14 protein-coding genes are annotated in these 15,413 nt (G+C 72.3%); 10 read left to right on the top strand and 4 right to left on the bottom strand.

Annotation, left to right across the window (positions count from 1 at the left end; translation table 11 throughout):
- Positions 1-4 precede the first annotated feature (4 nt).
- The 3 genes from ACLZOT_RS08310 (at position 5) to ACLZOT_RS08300 (ending at position 3,284) form a co-directional block, all read left to right on the top strand.
- On the top strand, positions 5-649 hold the full coding sequence (locus ACLZOT_RS08310) for an NAD(P)-dependent oxidoreductase (RefSeq protein ID WP_416968108.1): 645 nt from the start codon (positions 5-7) through the stop codon (positions 647-649).
- 129 nt (positions 650-778) lie between these two features.
- Positions 779-2,011 (top strand): hypothetical protein, encoded by a 1,233-nt coding sequence (locus tag ACLZOT_RS08305; RefSeq protein WP_416968107.1) that lies wholly within the window; start codon positions 779-781, stop codon positions 2,009-2,011.
- 94 nt (positions 2,012-2,105) lie between these two features.
- A complete protein-coding gene (locus ACLZOT_RS08300; protein WP_416968106.1) occupies positions 2,106-3,284 on the top strand; it encodes a fructose-specific PTS transporter subunit EIIC in 1,179 nt (392 codons plus the stop codon).
- 11 nt (positions 3,285-3,295) lie between these two features.
- Here ACLZOT_RS08300 and ACLZOT_RS08295 read toward each other — a convergent pair whose 3' ends face one another.
- Genes ACLZOT_RS08295 through ACLZOT_RS08280 form a run of 4 tightly spaced genes read right to left on the bottom strand, consistent with a single transcriptional unit; the run spans position 3,296 to position 6,540 of the window.
- Positions 3,296-3,979 (bottom strand): GntR family transcriptional regulator, encoded by a 684-nt coding sequence (locus tag ACLZOT_RS08295; RefSeq protein WP_416968105.1) that lies wholly within the window; start codon positions 3,977-3,979, stop codon positions 3,296-3,298.
- 34 nt (positions 3,980-4,013) lie between these two features.
- Positions 4,014-4,517 (bottom strand): flavin reductase family protein, encoded by a 504-nt coding sequence (locus ACLZOT_RS08290; protein ID WP_416968104.1) that lies wholly within the window; start codon positions 4,515-4,517, stop codon positions 4,014-4,016.
- A gap of 24 nt (positions 4,518-4,541) precedes the next feature.
- On the bottom strand, positions 4,542-4,967 hold the full coding sequence (locus tag ACLZOT_RS08285) for an ester cyclase (protein ID WP_416968103.1): 426 nt from the start codon (positions 4,965-4,967) through the stop codon (positions 4,542-4,544).
- Positions 4,954-6,540 (bottom strand): BCCT family transporter, encoded by a 1,587-nt coding sequence (locus tag ACLZOT_RS08280; protein WP_416968102.1) that lies wholly within the window; start codon positions 6,538-6,540, stop codon positions 4,954-4,956. Before ACLZOT_RS08280 ends, ACLZOT_RS08285 begins: the two co-directional genes overlap by 14 nt.
- A 240-nt stretch (positions 6,541-6,780) precedes the next feature.
- Here ACLZOT_RS08280 and ACLZOT_RS08275 point away from each other — a divergent pair, with 240 nt between their 5' ends.
- From ACLZOT_RS08275 to ACLZOT_RS08245, 7 genes are all read left to right on the top strand, one after another.
- On the top strand, positions 6,781-7,407 hold the full coding sequence (locus ACLZOT_RS08275) for an amino acid synthesis family protein (protein ID WP_416968101.1): 627 nt from the start codon (positions 6,781-6,783) through the stop codon (positions 7,405-7,407).
- Complete coding sequence (locus ACLZOT_RS08270) at positions 7,404-7,955, top strand: amino acid synthesis family protein (RefSeq protein WP_416968100.1); 552 nt, start codon at positions 7,404-7,406, stop codon at positions 7,953-7,955. Before ACLZOT_RS08275 ends, ACLZOT_RS08270 begins: the two co-directional genes overlap by 4 nt.
- Positions 7,956-7,963: 8 nt before the next feature.
- Positions 7,964-8,695 (top strand): alpha/beta fold hydrolase, encoded by a 732-nt coding sequence (locus ACLZOT_RS08265; protein ID WP_416968099.1) that lies wholly within the window; start codon positions 7,964-7,966, stop codon positions 8,693-8,695.
- The gene (locus ACLZOT_RS08260) at positions 8,688-10,175 is read left to right on the top strand and encodes an aldehyde dehydrogenase (RefSeq protein WP_416968098.1); all 1,488 of its coding nucleotides are present in this window, start codon (positions 8,688-8,690) and stop codon (positions 10,173-10,175) included. The genes ACLZOT_RS08265 and ACLZOT_RS08260 overlap by 8 nt, the downstream gene beginning before the upstream one ends.
- A gap of 1 nt (position 10,176) precedes the next feature.
- Entirely contained in the window at positions 10,177-10,392 is a 216-nt protein-coding gene (locus ACLZOT_RS08255) for a tautomerase family protein (RefSeq protein ID WP_416968097.1), read from the top strand.
- Positions 10,389-11,432 (top strand): LLM class flavin-dependent oxidoreductase, encoded by a 1,044-nt coding sequence (locus tag ACLZOT_RS08250; protein ID WP_416968096.1) that lies wholly within the window; start codon positions 10,389-10,391, stop codon positions 11,430-11,432. The genes ACLZOT_RS08255 and ACLZOT_RS08250 overlap by 4 nt, the downstream gene beginning before the upstream one ends.
- A gap of 142 nt (positions 11,433-11,574) precedes the next feature.
- Complete coding sequence (locus ACLZOT_RS08245; RefSeq protein WP_416968095.1) at positions 11,575-15,282, top strand: WD40 repeat domain-containing protein; 3,708 nt, start codon at positions 11,575-11,577, stop codon at positions 15,280-15,282.
- Positions 15,283-15,413: the final 131 nt, after the last annotated feature.

Here is a 15,413-nt window from a genome sequence, read left to right as displayed (position 1 = left end):
CCCTGTGAAGATCCTCCTCATCGGCGCCACCGGCATGATCGGCTCCCGCATCGCCGCGGAAGCACTCGGCCGGGGCCACGAGGTCACCGCCGCCACCCGCTCGGGCCGCGTCGAGACCCAGCACCCCGCGCTCACCGCACTCGCCCTCGACGCCTCCGTGGCGGGCAAGGTCGCGCAGGCCGCCGCCGGCCACGATGTCGTCGTCTCCGCCGTCTCCCCGCCCCGCGACGGCTCCGACCCGACCGCTCCGCTCCTGTCGACGTACCGCTCCCTGGTCACAGGGCTGCGCGAGGCAGGCGTACGGCGCTTGGTCGTCGTGGGCGGTGCGGGCAGCCTGCGGACGGCATCCGGCGCTGACCGGGTGGACACGCCCGACTTCCCCGCGATGTACAAGGCCGAGTCCCTCGCCCAGCGCGAGGTGCTGCGCCTGCTGCGCGCCGAGGTCACCGACCTCGACTGGACCTACGTCTCACCCGCCGACGAGATCGCCCCCGGCGACCGCACCGGCACCTTCCGCCTCGGCGGCGACGACCTGCTGACCGCCGAGGACGGCACGAGCTTCATCAGCGCCGAGGACTACGCGGTCGCCCTGGTCGACGAGGCGGAGAAGAGCACGGCGATACGGCGCCGCATCACCCTGGCGTACTGAGGGTCTCCCCGCCGGCCGCACGCCGATCACGATCGCCGATCGTGATCGGATCGCCGGACCGTCGTCAAAAACGGTTGGTTTCTTTACGCACGTTCCCACTCCACCTGAGTGAATCGAGGAGCTGTGCAAGTGAGAAACCGCCCGATCCGGCTGGTCCTGACGGCTGTCGCCGCAGGGGTGCTGGCCGTGGGCGCTCCGGCCGTCGCGCTGGCGGCGGCCACTGAATCGTCAGCCGCCCCCGCCCAGAGGCAGACGGCGCCCACCGAGAGCCAGTGGAAGCAGCTCGACCACCTCGCCGCCACCCCCGCCGTCCTCGGCGTCGCGGACTCCGGCGCGATGCTGAGGCTTGCCGCCGGCACGTCGGCCGTGGACAAGGCCGAGGTGCAGAAGCTGCTCCCGGCGGGCGTGCCGACGGCCGTTCAGGCCAGCCGGTTCAGCAAGGACACCCTGGACAGGATCCAGACGGCGATCACCGACCGCGCCTGGAACAGCGACGCCGACAAATACGGCGTGGCCACCTCGTACGACGCCGCCACCGACAAGGTGACGGTCTACACGGACGCCCCCGGCTCGGTCACGAAGTCGCTGACCAGCGCTTACCCGGGCGCCGTCGACATCCAGCAGGCCCGCCTCGAACCCCAGCAGAGCCGGTTCGCCGACGCCCAGCCGTTCTGGGCCGGGGCCGCGCTGATCGGGACCGAGGGCACCTCGGCGTACAAGTGCACGGCCGGTTTCGCCGTCAAGCAGCACGCCACCGGGCACCTCTACATGACGACCGCCGGGCACTGCTACGGCAACCTGACGCACGTCTACAGCCGGGGCCAGAACAACGGCTTCGGCAACTGGGTCGGCCAGGTCACGCGCCGCAACCAGAACATCGACACCGAGCTGATGTCCGGCAACACCGCCAAGCCCTATGACAGCTTCATGTTCACCGGGGGACTCGCCGGCAGCGGCGCCTCGATGTTCGTCCACGGGACGGAGCTCCCCGATAACGGCACGAAGGTCTGCGTGAGCGGTTCCGTGTCGTTCAACCACTGCGGCCACCCGATCTCCAACAGCAGGTTCAGCATCTGCTACTCGGGCGGCGTCAACTGCATCAAGGACGGCAAGGGCTTCGTCTACGACCAGGGCGGCACGAACTGGCCGGCCTACGACAATGGGCAGCTCACCCAGCCGGGTGACTCCGGTGCCCCCATCTACACGACGGACGACACCGAGTCCGGGGCGTGGATCGTCGGCGGGCACTCGGGCGTGGTGTGGCAGGCATCGAGCCCCTGCCACTGCTCAAGGGAACACATGGTCGGCGTGAACATCGCGGCCATCACCCAGGACTTCGGAGTCGACGTCGTCACCAGGTGACGTTCCCGGAGCACCCGCGTCGCCGGCCGCTTCCCCATGGCGGCCGGCGACCCCCGTCACTCAAGGCACCCCCTCTTCTCCGACCGGAGCCCTCATGTCCCGCCCCCGTAAGCCCTCCCGTCCCCAGCGGGACGCCGCCCCGACCCCGCCCCTCGGCCTCGGAACCGGCCGCTGGCTGGCCGCCGGCGTCCCCTGGTTCGCCCCCTTCACCGGGATCGCGGCGGCGATGACCGTCCTTGCCCTCACGATCTCGGGCCCCGACCTCACCGACACAGCCGACCGCATCCTCGCCACCGCCGACTGGACCCAGCCCCACACCTGGGCCGCACTCCTGCTCAAACTGGGCGCCAGCGGACTGAGCTTCCTGCCGGTGGGCCTCGCGGCCTACCTCGCGTACGGCATCGCCGGCGGCCCGGCGCTGGTGCCCGGCCTGCTGGGCGGCATGGCCGCGATGGGCGTCCAGGGCGGCGTCCTCGCCGGGCTGCTCGCCGGCCTCGTCGCGGGCGGGGCCACCCTGGCACTCGTACGCATCTCCGTCCCGCCCCGGCTGCGGGACATCACCTCGACCGTGCTGGTGCCGCTGCTGGCCAGCCTGGCCACGGCCGCGCTGGTCATCGCGTTCGCCGGGGACCAACTCACCTCCCTGACCGGGTGGTTGCACGGCGAGCTGGTGTGGCTGGAGTTCCACCACACCGCCCTGACCGGCGCGCTCCTCGGCCTGATGGTCTGCTGCGACCTCGGCGGCGCGATCGGCAAGTCGGCCATCGCCTTCGGTGTCGTCGGCGTGAGCGGGGTCGACCCCACCAAGTTCAGCCCGGCCGACATGACGATGATGGCCGCCGTGGTCGCGGCCGGTATGGTGCCCGCGCTCGGCATGAGCCTCGCCACCCTCGCCCGGGGCAGGCTCTTCACCCCCGCCGAACGGGCGTACGGCAAGGCGGCGTGGCTGTTCGGCGCGGCCTCGATCCCCGAGGGCGCCGTCCCCTTCGCCTTGGCCGACCCCCTGCGGGTGCTCCCGGCGGGCATCGCGGGCGGAGCCGTCACCGGCGCCCTGACGATGACCTTCGGTGCCACGATCACGGTTCCCTACGGTGGTTTCCTCGCGGTCGGAGACATGGGCAAGCCTCTGCTCCTCGCCCTCGCCGTCGTCCTCGGAGCGCTGGTCAACGCCGCGACGGCCGTCGGCCTCAAGGCGCTCGGCAGGCAGTCCGCCGAGGCGCGCTCGATGAGCCCCGCGCCCACGTTCCGTGCGAAGGTGCCCGCGGCCCGGTGAAACCGCAGGTGTCAGGAGTCCGGGCCGCCGAAGGGCAGCCCGGCCAGGACGGCGCGTCTGCTGGCGCGGACGTGCTCGCGCATCACGTGTTCGGCGCTGTCGCCGTCCTTCTCCAGGATCAGTTCCAGGACGTGATGGTGTTCGCGGTCCGACTGCTGGACGCGGCGCGGCCGGCTGAGGGAGGTGTTGACCAGCCGGGGGTAGGAGAGCTGGTTCATCAGCATCCGGTAGTGGGCCTCCAGCTTGCTGTTGTCGGCGCCGGCGACGAGCAGGTCGTGGAACTCCTGGACGAGTTCGGCGTACCGCCCCCGGTCGTCGCGTTCCACCGCCGCGTCGGCCTCGCGCAGGTTGCGCTCCAGCAGGTCGATCTCCGCGACCCGGCCGCGCCGGGCGAGCAGGCGTACGGCCGCGCCCTCCAGGAGCCCCTTCATCTCGAAGAGTTCGGTGATCTCGCGGCGGGAGGGGATGGTGACGAACGTCCCGACGCGGGGGCGGATCTCGACCAGCCCCTCGGTCTGGAGCTGCTTGAGGGCTTCGCGGACCGGGGTGCGGCTGACGCCGAACTCCTGCGCGAGGGCGATCTCCGAGAGCGGAGCCCCGGGTCCGACGGCGCCCCTGATGATCCGCTCCCGCATGTCGGCGATCACCCGGGCCTGCATCGACCCGTTCTTCGGCCTGTCCTTCGCCTGATCCACCGAGCCCTCTTCCGCCTTCCCGGCCGTCCGTCGGTCAGTCCAGCGGAGCGAGTGCGCCGCCGTCGAAGAACCTACCCGCGCTGTAGACCATGGGCTGACGCTCGTCGACCGAGGCGTGCACCACCCGGCAGATGAACACGGTGTGGGTGCTGGCCTGGAGGCGTTCGCGGATCTCGGCCTCCATGTGCGCGGCGCTGCGGGCGAGCAGCGGGCTGCCGAACGGGCCGCTCTCCCAGGCGATGTCCTTGAACTTGTCGTCGGACTTGCCCGCGAACGTGCCGACCACGTCGAGCTGGTCGGTGGAGAGGATGTTGATCGCGAGGTGGCCCGCCCGGAACAGGCAGTCGTGGGTGGAGGAGGTCCGCTGGACGCACACCATCACGGTGGCGGGGTCGAGGGAGATGCTGGAGAAGGCGTTGACCGCGAGCCCTCGGGGGGTCTGCCCGTCCATCGCCGTCACGACGGTGACACCGGTGACGAACTGTCGGTTGACCTGCTTCATCACGTCGAGGTCGGGCGTCGCGGCGAGGGCTGTCATGGGGGTGCTCCTGTTCATCTGTCGTCAGTCCTGTCCCACCTGGATGATCCCCAGCGCCGCGAGGAGCGCCCGGGGGTCCCACGTCACGTGCTCCTCGACGATCCGCTCGCCCTCGAAGCGGGCGAACGTGGCGCCGCTGACCTCCACGCGCCGCCCGGTGGGCGGGACCCCGAGGAGCGCGTTCTCGTGGGTGCCGGTGCTGTGCCAGCGGATCGCGGCCCGGTCGCCCTCGACGAGGATGTCGTCGAGGGTGGTGACCAGGTCGGGGAAGGCCGTCCGGGTCGAGACGATCGCGGACTTGAAGCCGTCCAGGTCCTGGGGGTGCGGGTCCTGGCTGTGGCGGAGGTAGGCCGGGCTCAGCAGGGTGTCGAGGGCGTCGACGTCGCCTCGGCCCCAGGCGGCGGCCCACACCTGCTCGATGAGTGCCCGGCGGGCGTCAGCGCGAGACATCGGTCTTCTCCTTGAGGGGTCTGAGATCCTTCTGGTCCGCGCGCAGTTCCTTCCAGAAGGACACCGCCAGCCCGGCGATGATCACGAGGAACGGCAGGGACGTCACGATGACGGTGTTCTGGAGGGCGTTGAGTCCGCCGGCGAGCATGAGGACGACCGCGGTGATGCCGGTGAGGACGCCCCAGAGGATGAGCACCGGGCGGCGCGGGGTGAGGGACCCGCCCGTGGTCATCATCGACAGCACATAGGTGTTGGCGTCGGCGCCGGAGACGAAGAACATGATGACCAGGAGGATGGCGATCGCCGAGGTCAGCGAGGCGAGCGGGAAGTGGTCGAGGGTCGCGAAGAACGCGCTGTTGATGTCGGCCGCGGTCTGTTTCGCGATGTCGCCGCCCTCGTAGAGGTCGATGTGGATCGCGGTGCCGCCGAAGACCGTGAACCAGGTGAAGAAGACGACGCTGGGGACGACCAGGACGCCCATGACGAACCCGCGGATGGTGCGGCCGCGCGAGATGCGGGCCAGGAAGACGCCGACGAAGGCACCCCACGAGACCCACCAGGCCATCATGAAGTAGGTCCACCACTGCATCCACTGGAGCCCGCCGAACGCGGTGCCCTGAAGGCTCATCCGGAAGAAGTCGGTGGCCCACTGGCCGACGGCCTCGGTGTACAGGTTCGCGATGAACACGGTGGGGCCGGCGACCAGGACGAACACGAACAGGACGACGGCGAGCCAGGTGCTGCCCTGGCTCAGGAACTTGATGCCCTTGCTGACCCCGGTCACCGCCGAGAGCGTGAACACGGCGGTGACGGCCGCGATGATGAGCACCTGGCTGACGTCGTTCACCGGCATCCCCCAGAGCCGGCCGAGCCCGTTGTTGACCTGGAGCGCGCCCAGGCCCAGGGAGGTCGTGGTGCCGAAGAGCGTCGCGAACACCGCGAGGACGTCGATGGCCTTGCCGACCGGCCCGTTCACACGGTCGCCGAGCAGCGGCGTGAACAACTGGCTGACCAGGGTGCGCCGGCCCTTGCGGTGCGTCGAGTACGCGATGGCGAGACCGAAGACGGCGAAGATCGCCCAGGCTTGCAGGCCCCAGTCGAAGTAGGAGTACTGGAGGGCGCGGACCGCCGCCGCGGGGGTGTTCGGCTCGGCGAGTCCGTGCGGCGGCGACGCGAGGTGGGAGATCGGTTCGGCGACGCCGTACGAGACCAGGCCGATGCCCATGACCGCGCTGAGGATCATCGCGAACCAGGCCGGGGTGGAGAACTCGGGGCGGTCGTCGTCCCTGCCGAGGCGGATGTCGCCGGCCGGGCTGAAGGCCAGGAACACCAGGAAGATCAGGAGGGCGAGCGTGACCACCAGGTAGGACCAGCCGAACGTGGACGTCACCCAGTTCAGCGAGTCGGTCGTGACCTTGTTCAGGTTGTCCGTGAACAGGGCCGCCCACGCCACGAAGACCGCGGAGACGCCGAGCGAGGTCCAGAAGACGGAACCGAGCGTGCCGTCCGGCCGAGTGCTCTCCGAGGGGGGTGTGGGCGGCGCTGTCGCGTCCGCTTCCAGGGGTCTGGACATGGAACTCCTCGGGTCCGGGGCCTGCTGGCCACCCGCTCTGGCATACAAGCAGCAGTAAGGCACGCTGCCATGGGAGCGTCAATAGGTCGGGCCGCGAAAACACCGCAACCGCCTGGATCCTTTAATCGCCGCAGATAGAACGCGTGTTGTCGGACCTGGAGGGGAGGGTAGGCGGTTGCTCGGTCCGCCTTCCTCGCGGTCCCTTGACCGGTCAGAGGGCGGCATCTATCGTCCTGTGCCATGCAAGAGCGTATGCATCACCTCGACGAGACCATCGGTCTGCGCAAGTTGGTGGTCTACCGCGACGTCGTCCTCAGCGAAGGCGGCGAGACGCTCGCCCGGCCCCTGCGGCGGGCCAGCGCCGCCGCGGTGATCCGCAACCCGTGGGCGGGCACCGGCCCCTCGGCCGACCTGTCCGCGGAACAGGCCCGCGTCGGCCCGGTGCTCGCCCGGCTGCTGACCGACCGCCTCATCGCCTCCCTCGGCGGCGCGGACGAGATCGAGGCGTTCGGCAAGGCCGCGCTCGTCGGCGCCGCGGGCGAGGTCGAGCACGCCGGCGCCCTCATCCACACCCCGTACTTCGGCAACCTGGTCCGGGAGTTCCTGGCGGGCGAGTCGGTGATCTGCTTCGCCGACACCCGCGCCGAGGCAGGTGAGACGCTGACCGTCCCGCTCTGGCACAAGACCAGGGCCTCGACACGCAGCCACTACCAGACCGTCAGTGCCCGGGTCCCCGACGCCCCGCGCGCGGACGAGATCGTCGTCATCGCGGGCGCGTCCACCGGAGCGCGCCCGCACCCCCGCATCGGAGACCGGGCGACGGACCCCGTCGTCACCGCCGAAACCCTGGAGGTAGTGCCCTCATGAGCGTCCGCAAGATCGTGACCGTCGTCGAGGAGATCCGCACCGAGGGCGGCCGGGCCGTCGAGAGCCCCGCCCGGATCGCCGTCGTGGCCGCGGTGATCGACAACCCCTGGGCCGGCCAGGGCTTCGTGGAGGACCTCGCCCCCGGCATCGCCGCGCACGCCTCCGACCTCGGCGCCCTGCTCGCCCCGGCGGTCCTCGACGCCCTTCAGGCCCCCGCCGAGGCGTACGGCAAGGCCGCGATCGTCGGCCTGGACGGCGAGATCGAGCACGGCTCGGCGCTGATCCACACGCTCACCTTCGGCGACCACTTCCGCAAGGCCGCGAACGCCACCACGCTGCTGCCCGCCGTCGAGAAGCGCGGCCCCGCGGGCGTCGTCTTCGACATCCCGCTGAAGCACATCACCGACGCCACGATCCGCTCCCACCACCAGAGCTTCGAGGTCCGCGTCGCCGACGCCCCCCACCCCGGCGAGATCGTCATAGCGCTGGCCGCGGCCGCCCAGGGGCGCCCCCAGCAGCGCCTGGCCCCCCTCTCGACCGAACAGTAGGCGGCCCCATGAGCAAGCCCGTCGTGGTCCTGCTCCACGGTGTCGGACTCGACCACACCATGTGGGAGCCCGCAGCCAGGCTCCTGTCCGACCGGTTCACCGTCCTCACCCCCGACCTGCCGGGCCACGGCGCCCGCCCGCCCGTACCCGCCGCCGTGACCCTCGCCGACCTGGCCGACGGGCTGACCGGCGAGATCCCGGCGAACGCGCACCTGGTCGGGTTCTCGCTGGGCGCCCTGATCGCCCAGCGGATCGCGCTGCACCGCCCCGACCTGGTGGCCACCCTGACCTCGGTCAGCTCCGTGTGCGCCCGCACCGCCGAGGAGCGGGCCTCCGTACACGACCGGCTGCGCACCGCGGAGGCCGATTTCCCGGCGAGCGTGGCCGCGTCCCTGAGCCGCTGGTACGACGGCACCGGCGTCGGCCCCGACCGGGTCGCCCGCACCGAGGCCACCCTGCTCGCCAACGACCCCGCGTCCTTCCTCGCCTGCTACCGCGTCTTCGCCACCGCGGACGCCGACCTCGCCCCGCACCTGGCCGCCATCGCCGTACCCGCCCTGGCGGTGACCGGCGAGAACGACCCCGGGTCCACCCCCGCGATGACCCACCGGCTCGCCGCGGCGATTCCCGGCTGCCGTGCGGCCGTCATCCCCGGGGCCCGCCACATGCTGCCCGTCGAGCGCCCCGAGGCGTTCGCCGACTGCCTCAGCACCTTCATCGGAGAGTGCGCACATGTCTGACCTCACCACCCTGCGGCACTTCATCGACGGCGCCCCCGCCGAGCCCGCGTCGGGCGAGTACTTCGAGAGCGCCAACCCCGCCACCCGCGAGACCCTCTACCGGGCCGCACGCGGAAACGCCGCCGACGTCGACCGGGCCGTGGCCGCCGCACGCAGGACGTTCGAGGACCCGCGCTGGCGCGACCTCAGCCAGACCCGGCGCGGACACCTCCTGCGCCGCCTCGGCGACCTCATCGCCGAGAACGCCGAGGACCTGGCCCGGGGGGAGACCCTGGACAACGGCAAACTCCTGCGCGAGATGCGCGGGCAACTGGCCGCCCTGCCGGAGTACTACCACTACTACGCCGGGCTCGCCGACAAGATCCACGGCGACGTCATCCCCACCTCCGACCGGCAGGTCCTCAACTACACGGCCCGCGAACCCCTCGGCGTGGTCGGCGCGATCACCCCGTGGAACTCCCCGCTGACCCTCACCAGTAGCAAGCTCGCACCCGCGCTCTGCACCGGCAACACCGTCGTGATCAAACCCTCGGAGCACACCTCGGCGACCGTCCTCAGACTCGCCGAACTCGCCCTGGAGGCCGGGTTCCCGCCGGGCGCGGTCAACGTCGTCACCGGCTTCGGCGCCGAGGCCGGACAGGCCCTCGTCGACCACCCCGACCTCGCGAAGATCTCCTTCACCGGCTCCACCGCCACCGGGTCCCGCATCGCCGCGGCGACCGCCAGCCGCTTCATCGGCTCCACCCTCGAACTCGGCGGCAAGTCACCCAACATCGTCTTCGAGGACGCGAACATCCCGAACGCCGCGATGGGCGTCGTCGCCGGCATCTTCGCCGCCGCCGGACAGACCTGCATCGCCGGCAGCCGGGTCTTCGCCCACCGCTCCGTCTACGACGAACTCCTCCAGCGGGTCACCGAGCGCGCCCGGACCATCGTCATCGGCGACCCCCTGGACGCGAAGACGGAACTGGGCCCGCTGGCCTTCGAAGCCCAGCGCGACAAGGTCGCCGGGTACGTCGACCTCGGACGCGAGGAAGGCGCCCGCGTGCTGACCGGCGGCCGGGCCACCGACGCCGGCCTGGGCGGGTACTTCTACGAGCCGACCGTCCTCGTCGACGTCGACAACGACATGCGCGTCGTCCGCGAGGAGATCTTCGGCCCCGTCCTCGCGGTCATGCCCTTCGACACCGAGGACGAGGCCGTACGCCTGGCCAACGACACCGCGTACGGGCTCGCCGCCGGCGTGTGGACCACGAACCTCTCCCGCGCGCACCGCACGGCCGCCCGCCTCGACGCCGGAACCGTCTGGGTCAACACCTACCGGGCCATGTCCCCGATGTCACCGCGCCAGGGCTTCAAGACCAGCGGCACCGGCGTCGAGCACGGCACCGAGACCGTCAAGGAGTACACCCGCCTCAAGAGCGTCTGGATCAACACGAGCGAGGAGCCCGTCGCCGACCCCTTCACGATGCGGAGCTGACATGCCCCAGGTCGCCATCACCCTCGGCGCGGGCCGCACCCCCGAGCAGATCCGGGCGCTCATCCACGAGGTGCACAGCGCGGTCCTGCGCACCGTGAACACCCGGCCCGAACACATCCGCGTCGTCGTCCACGAGGTACCCCGCGCGCACTGGGCCACCGGTGACGTCACCCTCACCGAACTGGACGCCGCCACAGCAGCTCAGGAGCAGTCATGAGGTTTTCGTTGTTCGCGCACATGGAGCGCTGGGACGAGGAGGTCAGCCACCGGCAGCTCTTCGAGGACCTCTCCGAGCTGGTCCTGACGGCCGAGGCCGGCGGGTTCTCCACCGTGTGGATCGGCGAGCACCACGCGATGGAGTACACGATCTCCCCGAGCCCGATGCCGCTCCTCGCCCACCTGGCCGCCAGGACCTCGACGATCCGGCTGGGCGCGGGGACCATCATCGCCCCGTTCTGGGACCCCATCCGGGTCGCCGGCGAGTGCGCGCTCCTCGACGTCATCAGCGACGGCCGCATGGAGGTCGGACTCGCCCGCGGCGCCTACCAGTTCGAGTTCGACCGGCTCGCGGGCGGGCTGCCCGCCGCCGACGGTGGAAAGCACCTGCGTGAACTCGTTCCCGCCGTCCGCGCCCTCTGGCAGGGCGACTACGCCCACGACGGCGAGATCTGGCAGTTCCCGACCTCCACCAGCGTCCCCAAGCCGGTGCAGCGGCCCACCCCGCCCATGTGGATCGCCGCCCGCGACCCCGCCTCCCACGACTTCGCCGTCGCCCAGGGCTGCAACGTCATGGTCACCCCGCTGATGAAGGGCGACGAGGAAGTCGTCGACCTCAAGCGGAAGTTCGACACCGCCGTCGCCGCCCACCCCGAGGTCGCCCGCCCCGACCTCATGGTCCTGCGGCACACCCACGTCCACTCCCCGGACGAGCCCGACGGCTGGCGCCCCGCCGCGGAAGCCGTCAACCGCTTCTACCGCACCTTCGACGCCTGGTTCGGCAACAAGACCACCCCCGTCAACGGCTTCCTGCCCCCCAGCCCCGAGTCGAAATTCGCCGACCGCCCCGAGTTCCAGCCGGAATCCCTCCACCGGACCGCGATGATCGGCACCCCGGCCGAGGTCATCGCCCGGCTGCGCGCCTACGAGGAACTCGGCGTCGACGAGTACAGCTTCTGGATCGACAACAGCCTGCCGCACGTGGAGAAGCGCAGGTCCCTGGAGCTGTTCATCAAGGAGGTCGTGCCGGCTTTCGCGTGAGGCGCCGGCGAGCACCGCCTGTCGCCCTGACCACATCGCGCAGGGATCGAATGACGGCAGACCGGCCGGAAACGTAAGGTGCTGCTCTCCCGATGTCCGAATGTCCGGACGTCCTCCGCACGCGTCAGGGAAGCAGGTGGCCATGGGCCGTCCGGAGAGGCCGTTGGACCCGGCGGCGGGCCCCGTGCAGCGGTTCGCGCACGGGCTGCGGGAGTTGCGGGAGGCGGCGGGGCGGCCGACCTACCGGGCGATGGCGCAGCGCGTGCAGGTCTCGGCGGCGGCTCTGGCGCAGGCCGCGGCGGGGAAGAAGCTGCCGTCCCCGGAGGTCGTCAAGGAGTACGTGCTGGCCTGCGGCGGTGAGCCGGGGGAGTGGGAGGGGCGCTGGAAGGAGGCGGAGGCCGAGGTCGCCGGGCAGGCGCGGGACGAGCCCGACGCGGCGCCGCCGTACCGGGGGCTCGCGCGGTACGAGCCGGGCGACCGGGACGTGTTCTTCGGCCGGGACCGGCTGATCGAGGACGTACGCGCGCTGGTGTGCGGGCAGCGGTTCGCGGTGGTGTTCGGGGCCTCCGGGAGCGGCAAGTCGTCCCTGCTGAGGGCGGGGCTCGTGCCCCGGCTCAGGGAGGAGATCGCAGAGCCCGCCGTCCTGCGGGTGCTGACCCCCGGACCCCGGCCCGCCGCGACGTACGGGCATCTGCTCGCGCCGGGGGAGGGGGAGCCGGACAGCTGGGTGGTGGTCGACCAGTTCGAGGAGGTGTTCACGCTGTGCCGGGACCGCGCGGAACGGAACCGGTTCATCGACCTGCTGCTCACCGCCCGCGACCCGGACAGCCGGCTGCGCGTCCTGATCGCCCTGCGCGCCGATTTCTACGGCCGCTGCGCCGAACACCGCGACCTCGCGGACGCGCTGCGCGGGGCCGGCCTCCTGGTCGGGCCGATGACCGCCGAGGAACTCCGCGAGGTCGTCGTCCGGCCCGCCCGGACGGCCGGACTGATCGTGGAACGCGAGCTGACCGCCCGGATCGTCGACGAGGTCCTCGACGAACCCGGCGGCCTCCCCATGCTCTCCCACGCCCTCCTGGAGACCTGGCGACGCCGCCGCAGCCGCATGCTGAGCCTCGCCGCGTACGACGCGGCCGGCGGAGTGGGCGGCGCGATCGCCGCCAGCGCCGAGAGGGCGTACGCCACCCTCACCCCCGAACAGGCCCGAGCCGCCCGGCAGTTGCTGCTGCGGATGGTCGAACCGGGCCAGGGCACCCCGGACACCCGGCGCCCCCTGCCCAGAGCCGAACTCGACGCGTGGGCCGAGCCCGGCGTCCGCGTCGCCGTCGAGACCCTGACCCGCGCCCGCCTGCTGACCGGCGACGAGGACGGCGTCCACCTCGCCCACGAGGCCCTGATCAGCCGCTGGCCCCGGCTGCGGGACTGGATCGAGGAGGACCGGGAACGGCTGCGCCACCACCGCGCGCTCACCGAGGCCGCCCACGCCTGGGTGGAGCACGACCGCGACCCCGGCACCCTGTACCGGGGCACCCGGCTCGCCCGAGCCGAGGAGACCTTCCCCCGGCACGCCGACGACCCCGTCCTGACCGCCACCGAGCGGGCGTTCCTGGCCGCCGCCGTCACGCACCGGGACACCGAGCGCGAGGCGGCCGTACGCGGTGCGCGGCGGGCGAGGATGCTGGTGTCGACCCTGTCGGCGGTGGTCGCGGTGGCGCTGGTCGCGGGGCTGCTCGCCTGGCAGCAGCACCGCGACAACGAGCGGCGCCGCACCGACGACGCGGCCCGCCGGATCGCGGAGGTCGCCGACGGGCTGCGCACCACCGACCCGCGTACGGCGCAGCTCCTCGGCGTCGCCGCCTGGCGGGTCGCGCGGCTCCCGGAGACCCGGCGGGCCCTGCTCGGCTCCCTCACCCAGCCCGAGACCGGCACCTTCACCGACCCGGCGCCCGGCGACACCACCACCCGCTTCCTCACCGACTCCGGCCGTACCCTCCTGTCCGTCGACGGCACCACCTGGCGCACCTGGGACGTCACCGACGGCACCCGCACCGGGTCCGGGCCGCTGCCGGACGGCGACGTCGTGTCGGCCGCACCGGACGGCCGGCTCCTCGTCGTCCAGGAACCCGACGGCACCACCCGCGTGTGGAACACCGCCACCGGCCGCTGGACCGGCCCGGTCCTGTCCACGGCCACCACCGTCGACCTCGTGGCCGGCGGGATCCTCGCCCAGAGCGACGTCGACGACGGCCGCTTCCTGCTGCGCACGGCCGCCGACGGCCGCCGGCTCCTGGCGGTCGACGCACCCGCCCGGATCGACGCCGCACTCAGCCCGGACGGCCGCACCGCGGCCGTCTGCCCCACCGGCAAGGCCCCGGAGGTCTTCGACGTCACCCGCCGCCGGGCCCTGCCCGGCGACTGGCGGACAGCGGCCGGCACCTGCGACGACGACCACGCCGAACTCGTCCTCGGCGGCGGCCGGCTCGCCGCCGTGACCGCCGACGGCGTCCGCGTCTGGGACATCGCCACCGGCCGCCAGGTCACCCGCCTCACCGCCCCCGGCATCGGCGACGCCGCCGTCAGCGCCGACGGCGCCTTCCTCGCGACACTCGACCCGAACGAGATCAAGATCTGGCGGCTGTCCCGGCCCGAGGCACCGGTCCAACGACACGCGCTCGACAACCAGTTCGTCTACAACCACCTCGTCTGGGACACCCACCACCCCCTCCTGCGCTACCTCGAAGGCGGCACGGTCCACACCCTCGACACCGCCCCGGTCACCACCCCCGCCTGGCCCGCCCGCCCCCTGTCCGCGACCCGGCTCAGCCCGGACGGCCACACCCTCGCCACCGCCGAATCCACCGGCCCCACCTACCGCGTCCAGCTCCGCGACGGCACCACCCTCCGCACCCTCCCGCCCCCACCCCTGCCCGCAGCCCTCGACCCCGCGAGCCCGGTCGGCCCCGCCGACACCATGCCCCTGCTGGCGTTCAGCCCCGACGGCACCACCTTCGCGTACGGCGTCGCCCTCCCCGGCCGGGACGCCGTCGCCCAGCACGTCACCGTCTGGGACCGCGCCCACGCCCGCGTACGCACCACCCTCGACCTGACCGCGCCCGCACCCGCCGGCGCCGTCACCGCCCTCGCCCTCGACCCCGGCGGCCACACCCTGTACGCCGTCCGCACCCCCCGCCTCAGCGCCCCCGACGTCGAGGCGTGGGACGTCGCACACCACCGGCGGACCGCCGTGTTCCTGGCGGCCAACGGCAACCACCTTGCGCTGCGCCCCGACGGACGCCTCCTCGCCAGCGACGACCGCGCCCTGCGGCCGCCCTCCGGCGAGATCGTCGCCCCCGACCTCACCCGGGACGCCGGAGCGACCGCCCTCGGCTTCGCCCCGGACGGCTCCCGCCTCGCCGTCGGCGACGAGGACGGCCGCGTCGACCTGTGGGACGGCGACGCCCGCCACCGCGCCGGCGTCCTGCGCAACGTCTTCCCCGCCGCCCTCGGCGACGGCCCCGAGCAGATCAGCGCCCTCGCCTTCAGCCCCGACGGCACCACCCTCGCCGTCGGCGGCGACGCGGGCACCCTCCAGCTCTGGGACGTCGCTGCCCAACAGCCCCTCGGCGGCCCCCTGCCCACCGCCGGCGAGGCCGTCACCTCCCTCGCCTTCGCCCCCGACAGCACCACCCTGTACGCGTCCGGCGCACACGTCCCCCTCCAGCGCTACGACATCGACCCCGCCCACGTCGTCGCCCGGATCTGCGCCCGCACGGGAGACGCGGACCTGACCCCGGCCCAGTGGCGGACGTACGCCCCCGACGCCCCGTACCGCCGCGTGTGCGGGGAATAGCCCCTCTTACCTTTCTTACTGATCCGGCATTGAGGAAGTGAACAGAAAACCCTGAGCCATTCCCTGAGGGAGCGTTGATCTCCAGCGACGCGGGCGCCTGTGTAATCGACACAGCCGGCGAGGAAATCGAC

Origin of the sequence: Streptomyces sp. 4F14 (assembly GCF_048159485.1) — a bacterium.
GTDB lineage: Bacteria > Actinomycetota > Actinomycetes > Streptomycetales > Streptomycetaceae > Streptomyces.
Note: the sequence above shows the minus strand (reverse complement) of the source record. Positions and strands in the feature narration are given on the sequence as shown.

What these genes read in the sequence shown, in the direction of transcription:
- ACLZOT_RS08245 (WP_416968095.1), top strand. Translation starts at nt 11,575, where the DNA reads ATGGGCCGTCCGGAGAGGCCGTTGGACCCGGCGGCGGGCCCCGTGCAG.
- ACLZOT_RS08280 (WP_416968102.1), bottom strand. Translation starts at nt 6,540, where the DNA reads ATGTCCAGACCCCTGGAAGCGGACGCGACAGCGCCGCCCACACCCCCC.
- ACLZOT_RS08250 (WP_416968096.1), top strand. Translation starts at nt 10,389, where the DNA reads ATGAGGTTTTCGTTGTTCGCGCACATGGAGCGCTGGGACGAGGAGGTC.
- ACLZOT_RS08285 (WP_416968103.1), bottom strand. Translation starts at nt 4,967, where the DNA reads ATGTCTCGCGCTGACGCCCGCCGGGCACTCATCGAGCAGGTGTGGGCC.
- ACLZOT_RS08260 (WP_416968098.1), top strand. Translation starts at nt 8,688, where the DNA reads ATGTCTGACCTCACCACCCTGCGGCACTTCATCGACGGCGCCCCCGCC.
- ACLZOT_RS08290 (WP_416968104.1), bottom strand. Translation starts at nt 4,517, where the DNA reads ATGACAGCCCTCGCCGCGACGCCCGACCTCGACGTGATGAAGCAGGTC.
- ACLZOT_RS08255 (WP_416968097.1), top strand. Translation starts at nt 10,177, where the DNA reads ATGCCCCAGGTCGCCATCACCCTCGGCGCGGGCCGCACCCCCGAGCAG.
- ACLZOT_RS08270 (WP_416968100.1), top strand. Translation starts at nt 7,404, where the DNA reads ATGAGCGTCCGCAAGATCGTGACCGTCGTCGAGGAGATCCGCACCGAG.
- ACLZOT_RS08265 (WP_416968099.1), top strand. Translation starts at nt 7,964, where the DNA reads ATGAGCAAGCCCGTCGTGGTCCTGCTCCACGGTGTCGGACTCGACCAC.
- ACLZOT_RS08275 (WP_416968101.1), top strand. Translation starts at nt 6,781, where the DNA reads ATGCAAGAGCGTATGCATCACCTCGACGAGACCATCGGTCTGCGCAAG.
- ACLZOT_RS08300 (WP_416968106.1), top strand. Translation starts at nt 2,106, where the DNA reads ATGTCCCGCCCCCGTAAGCCCTCCCGTCCCCAGCGGGACGCCGCCCCG.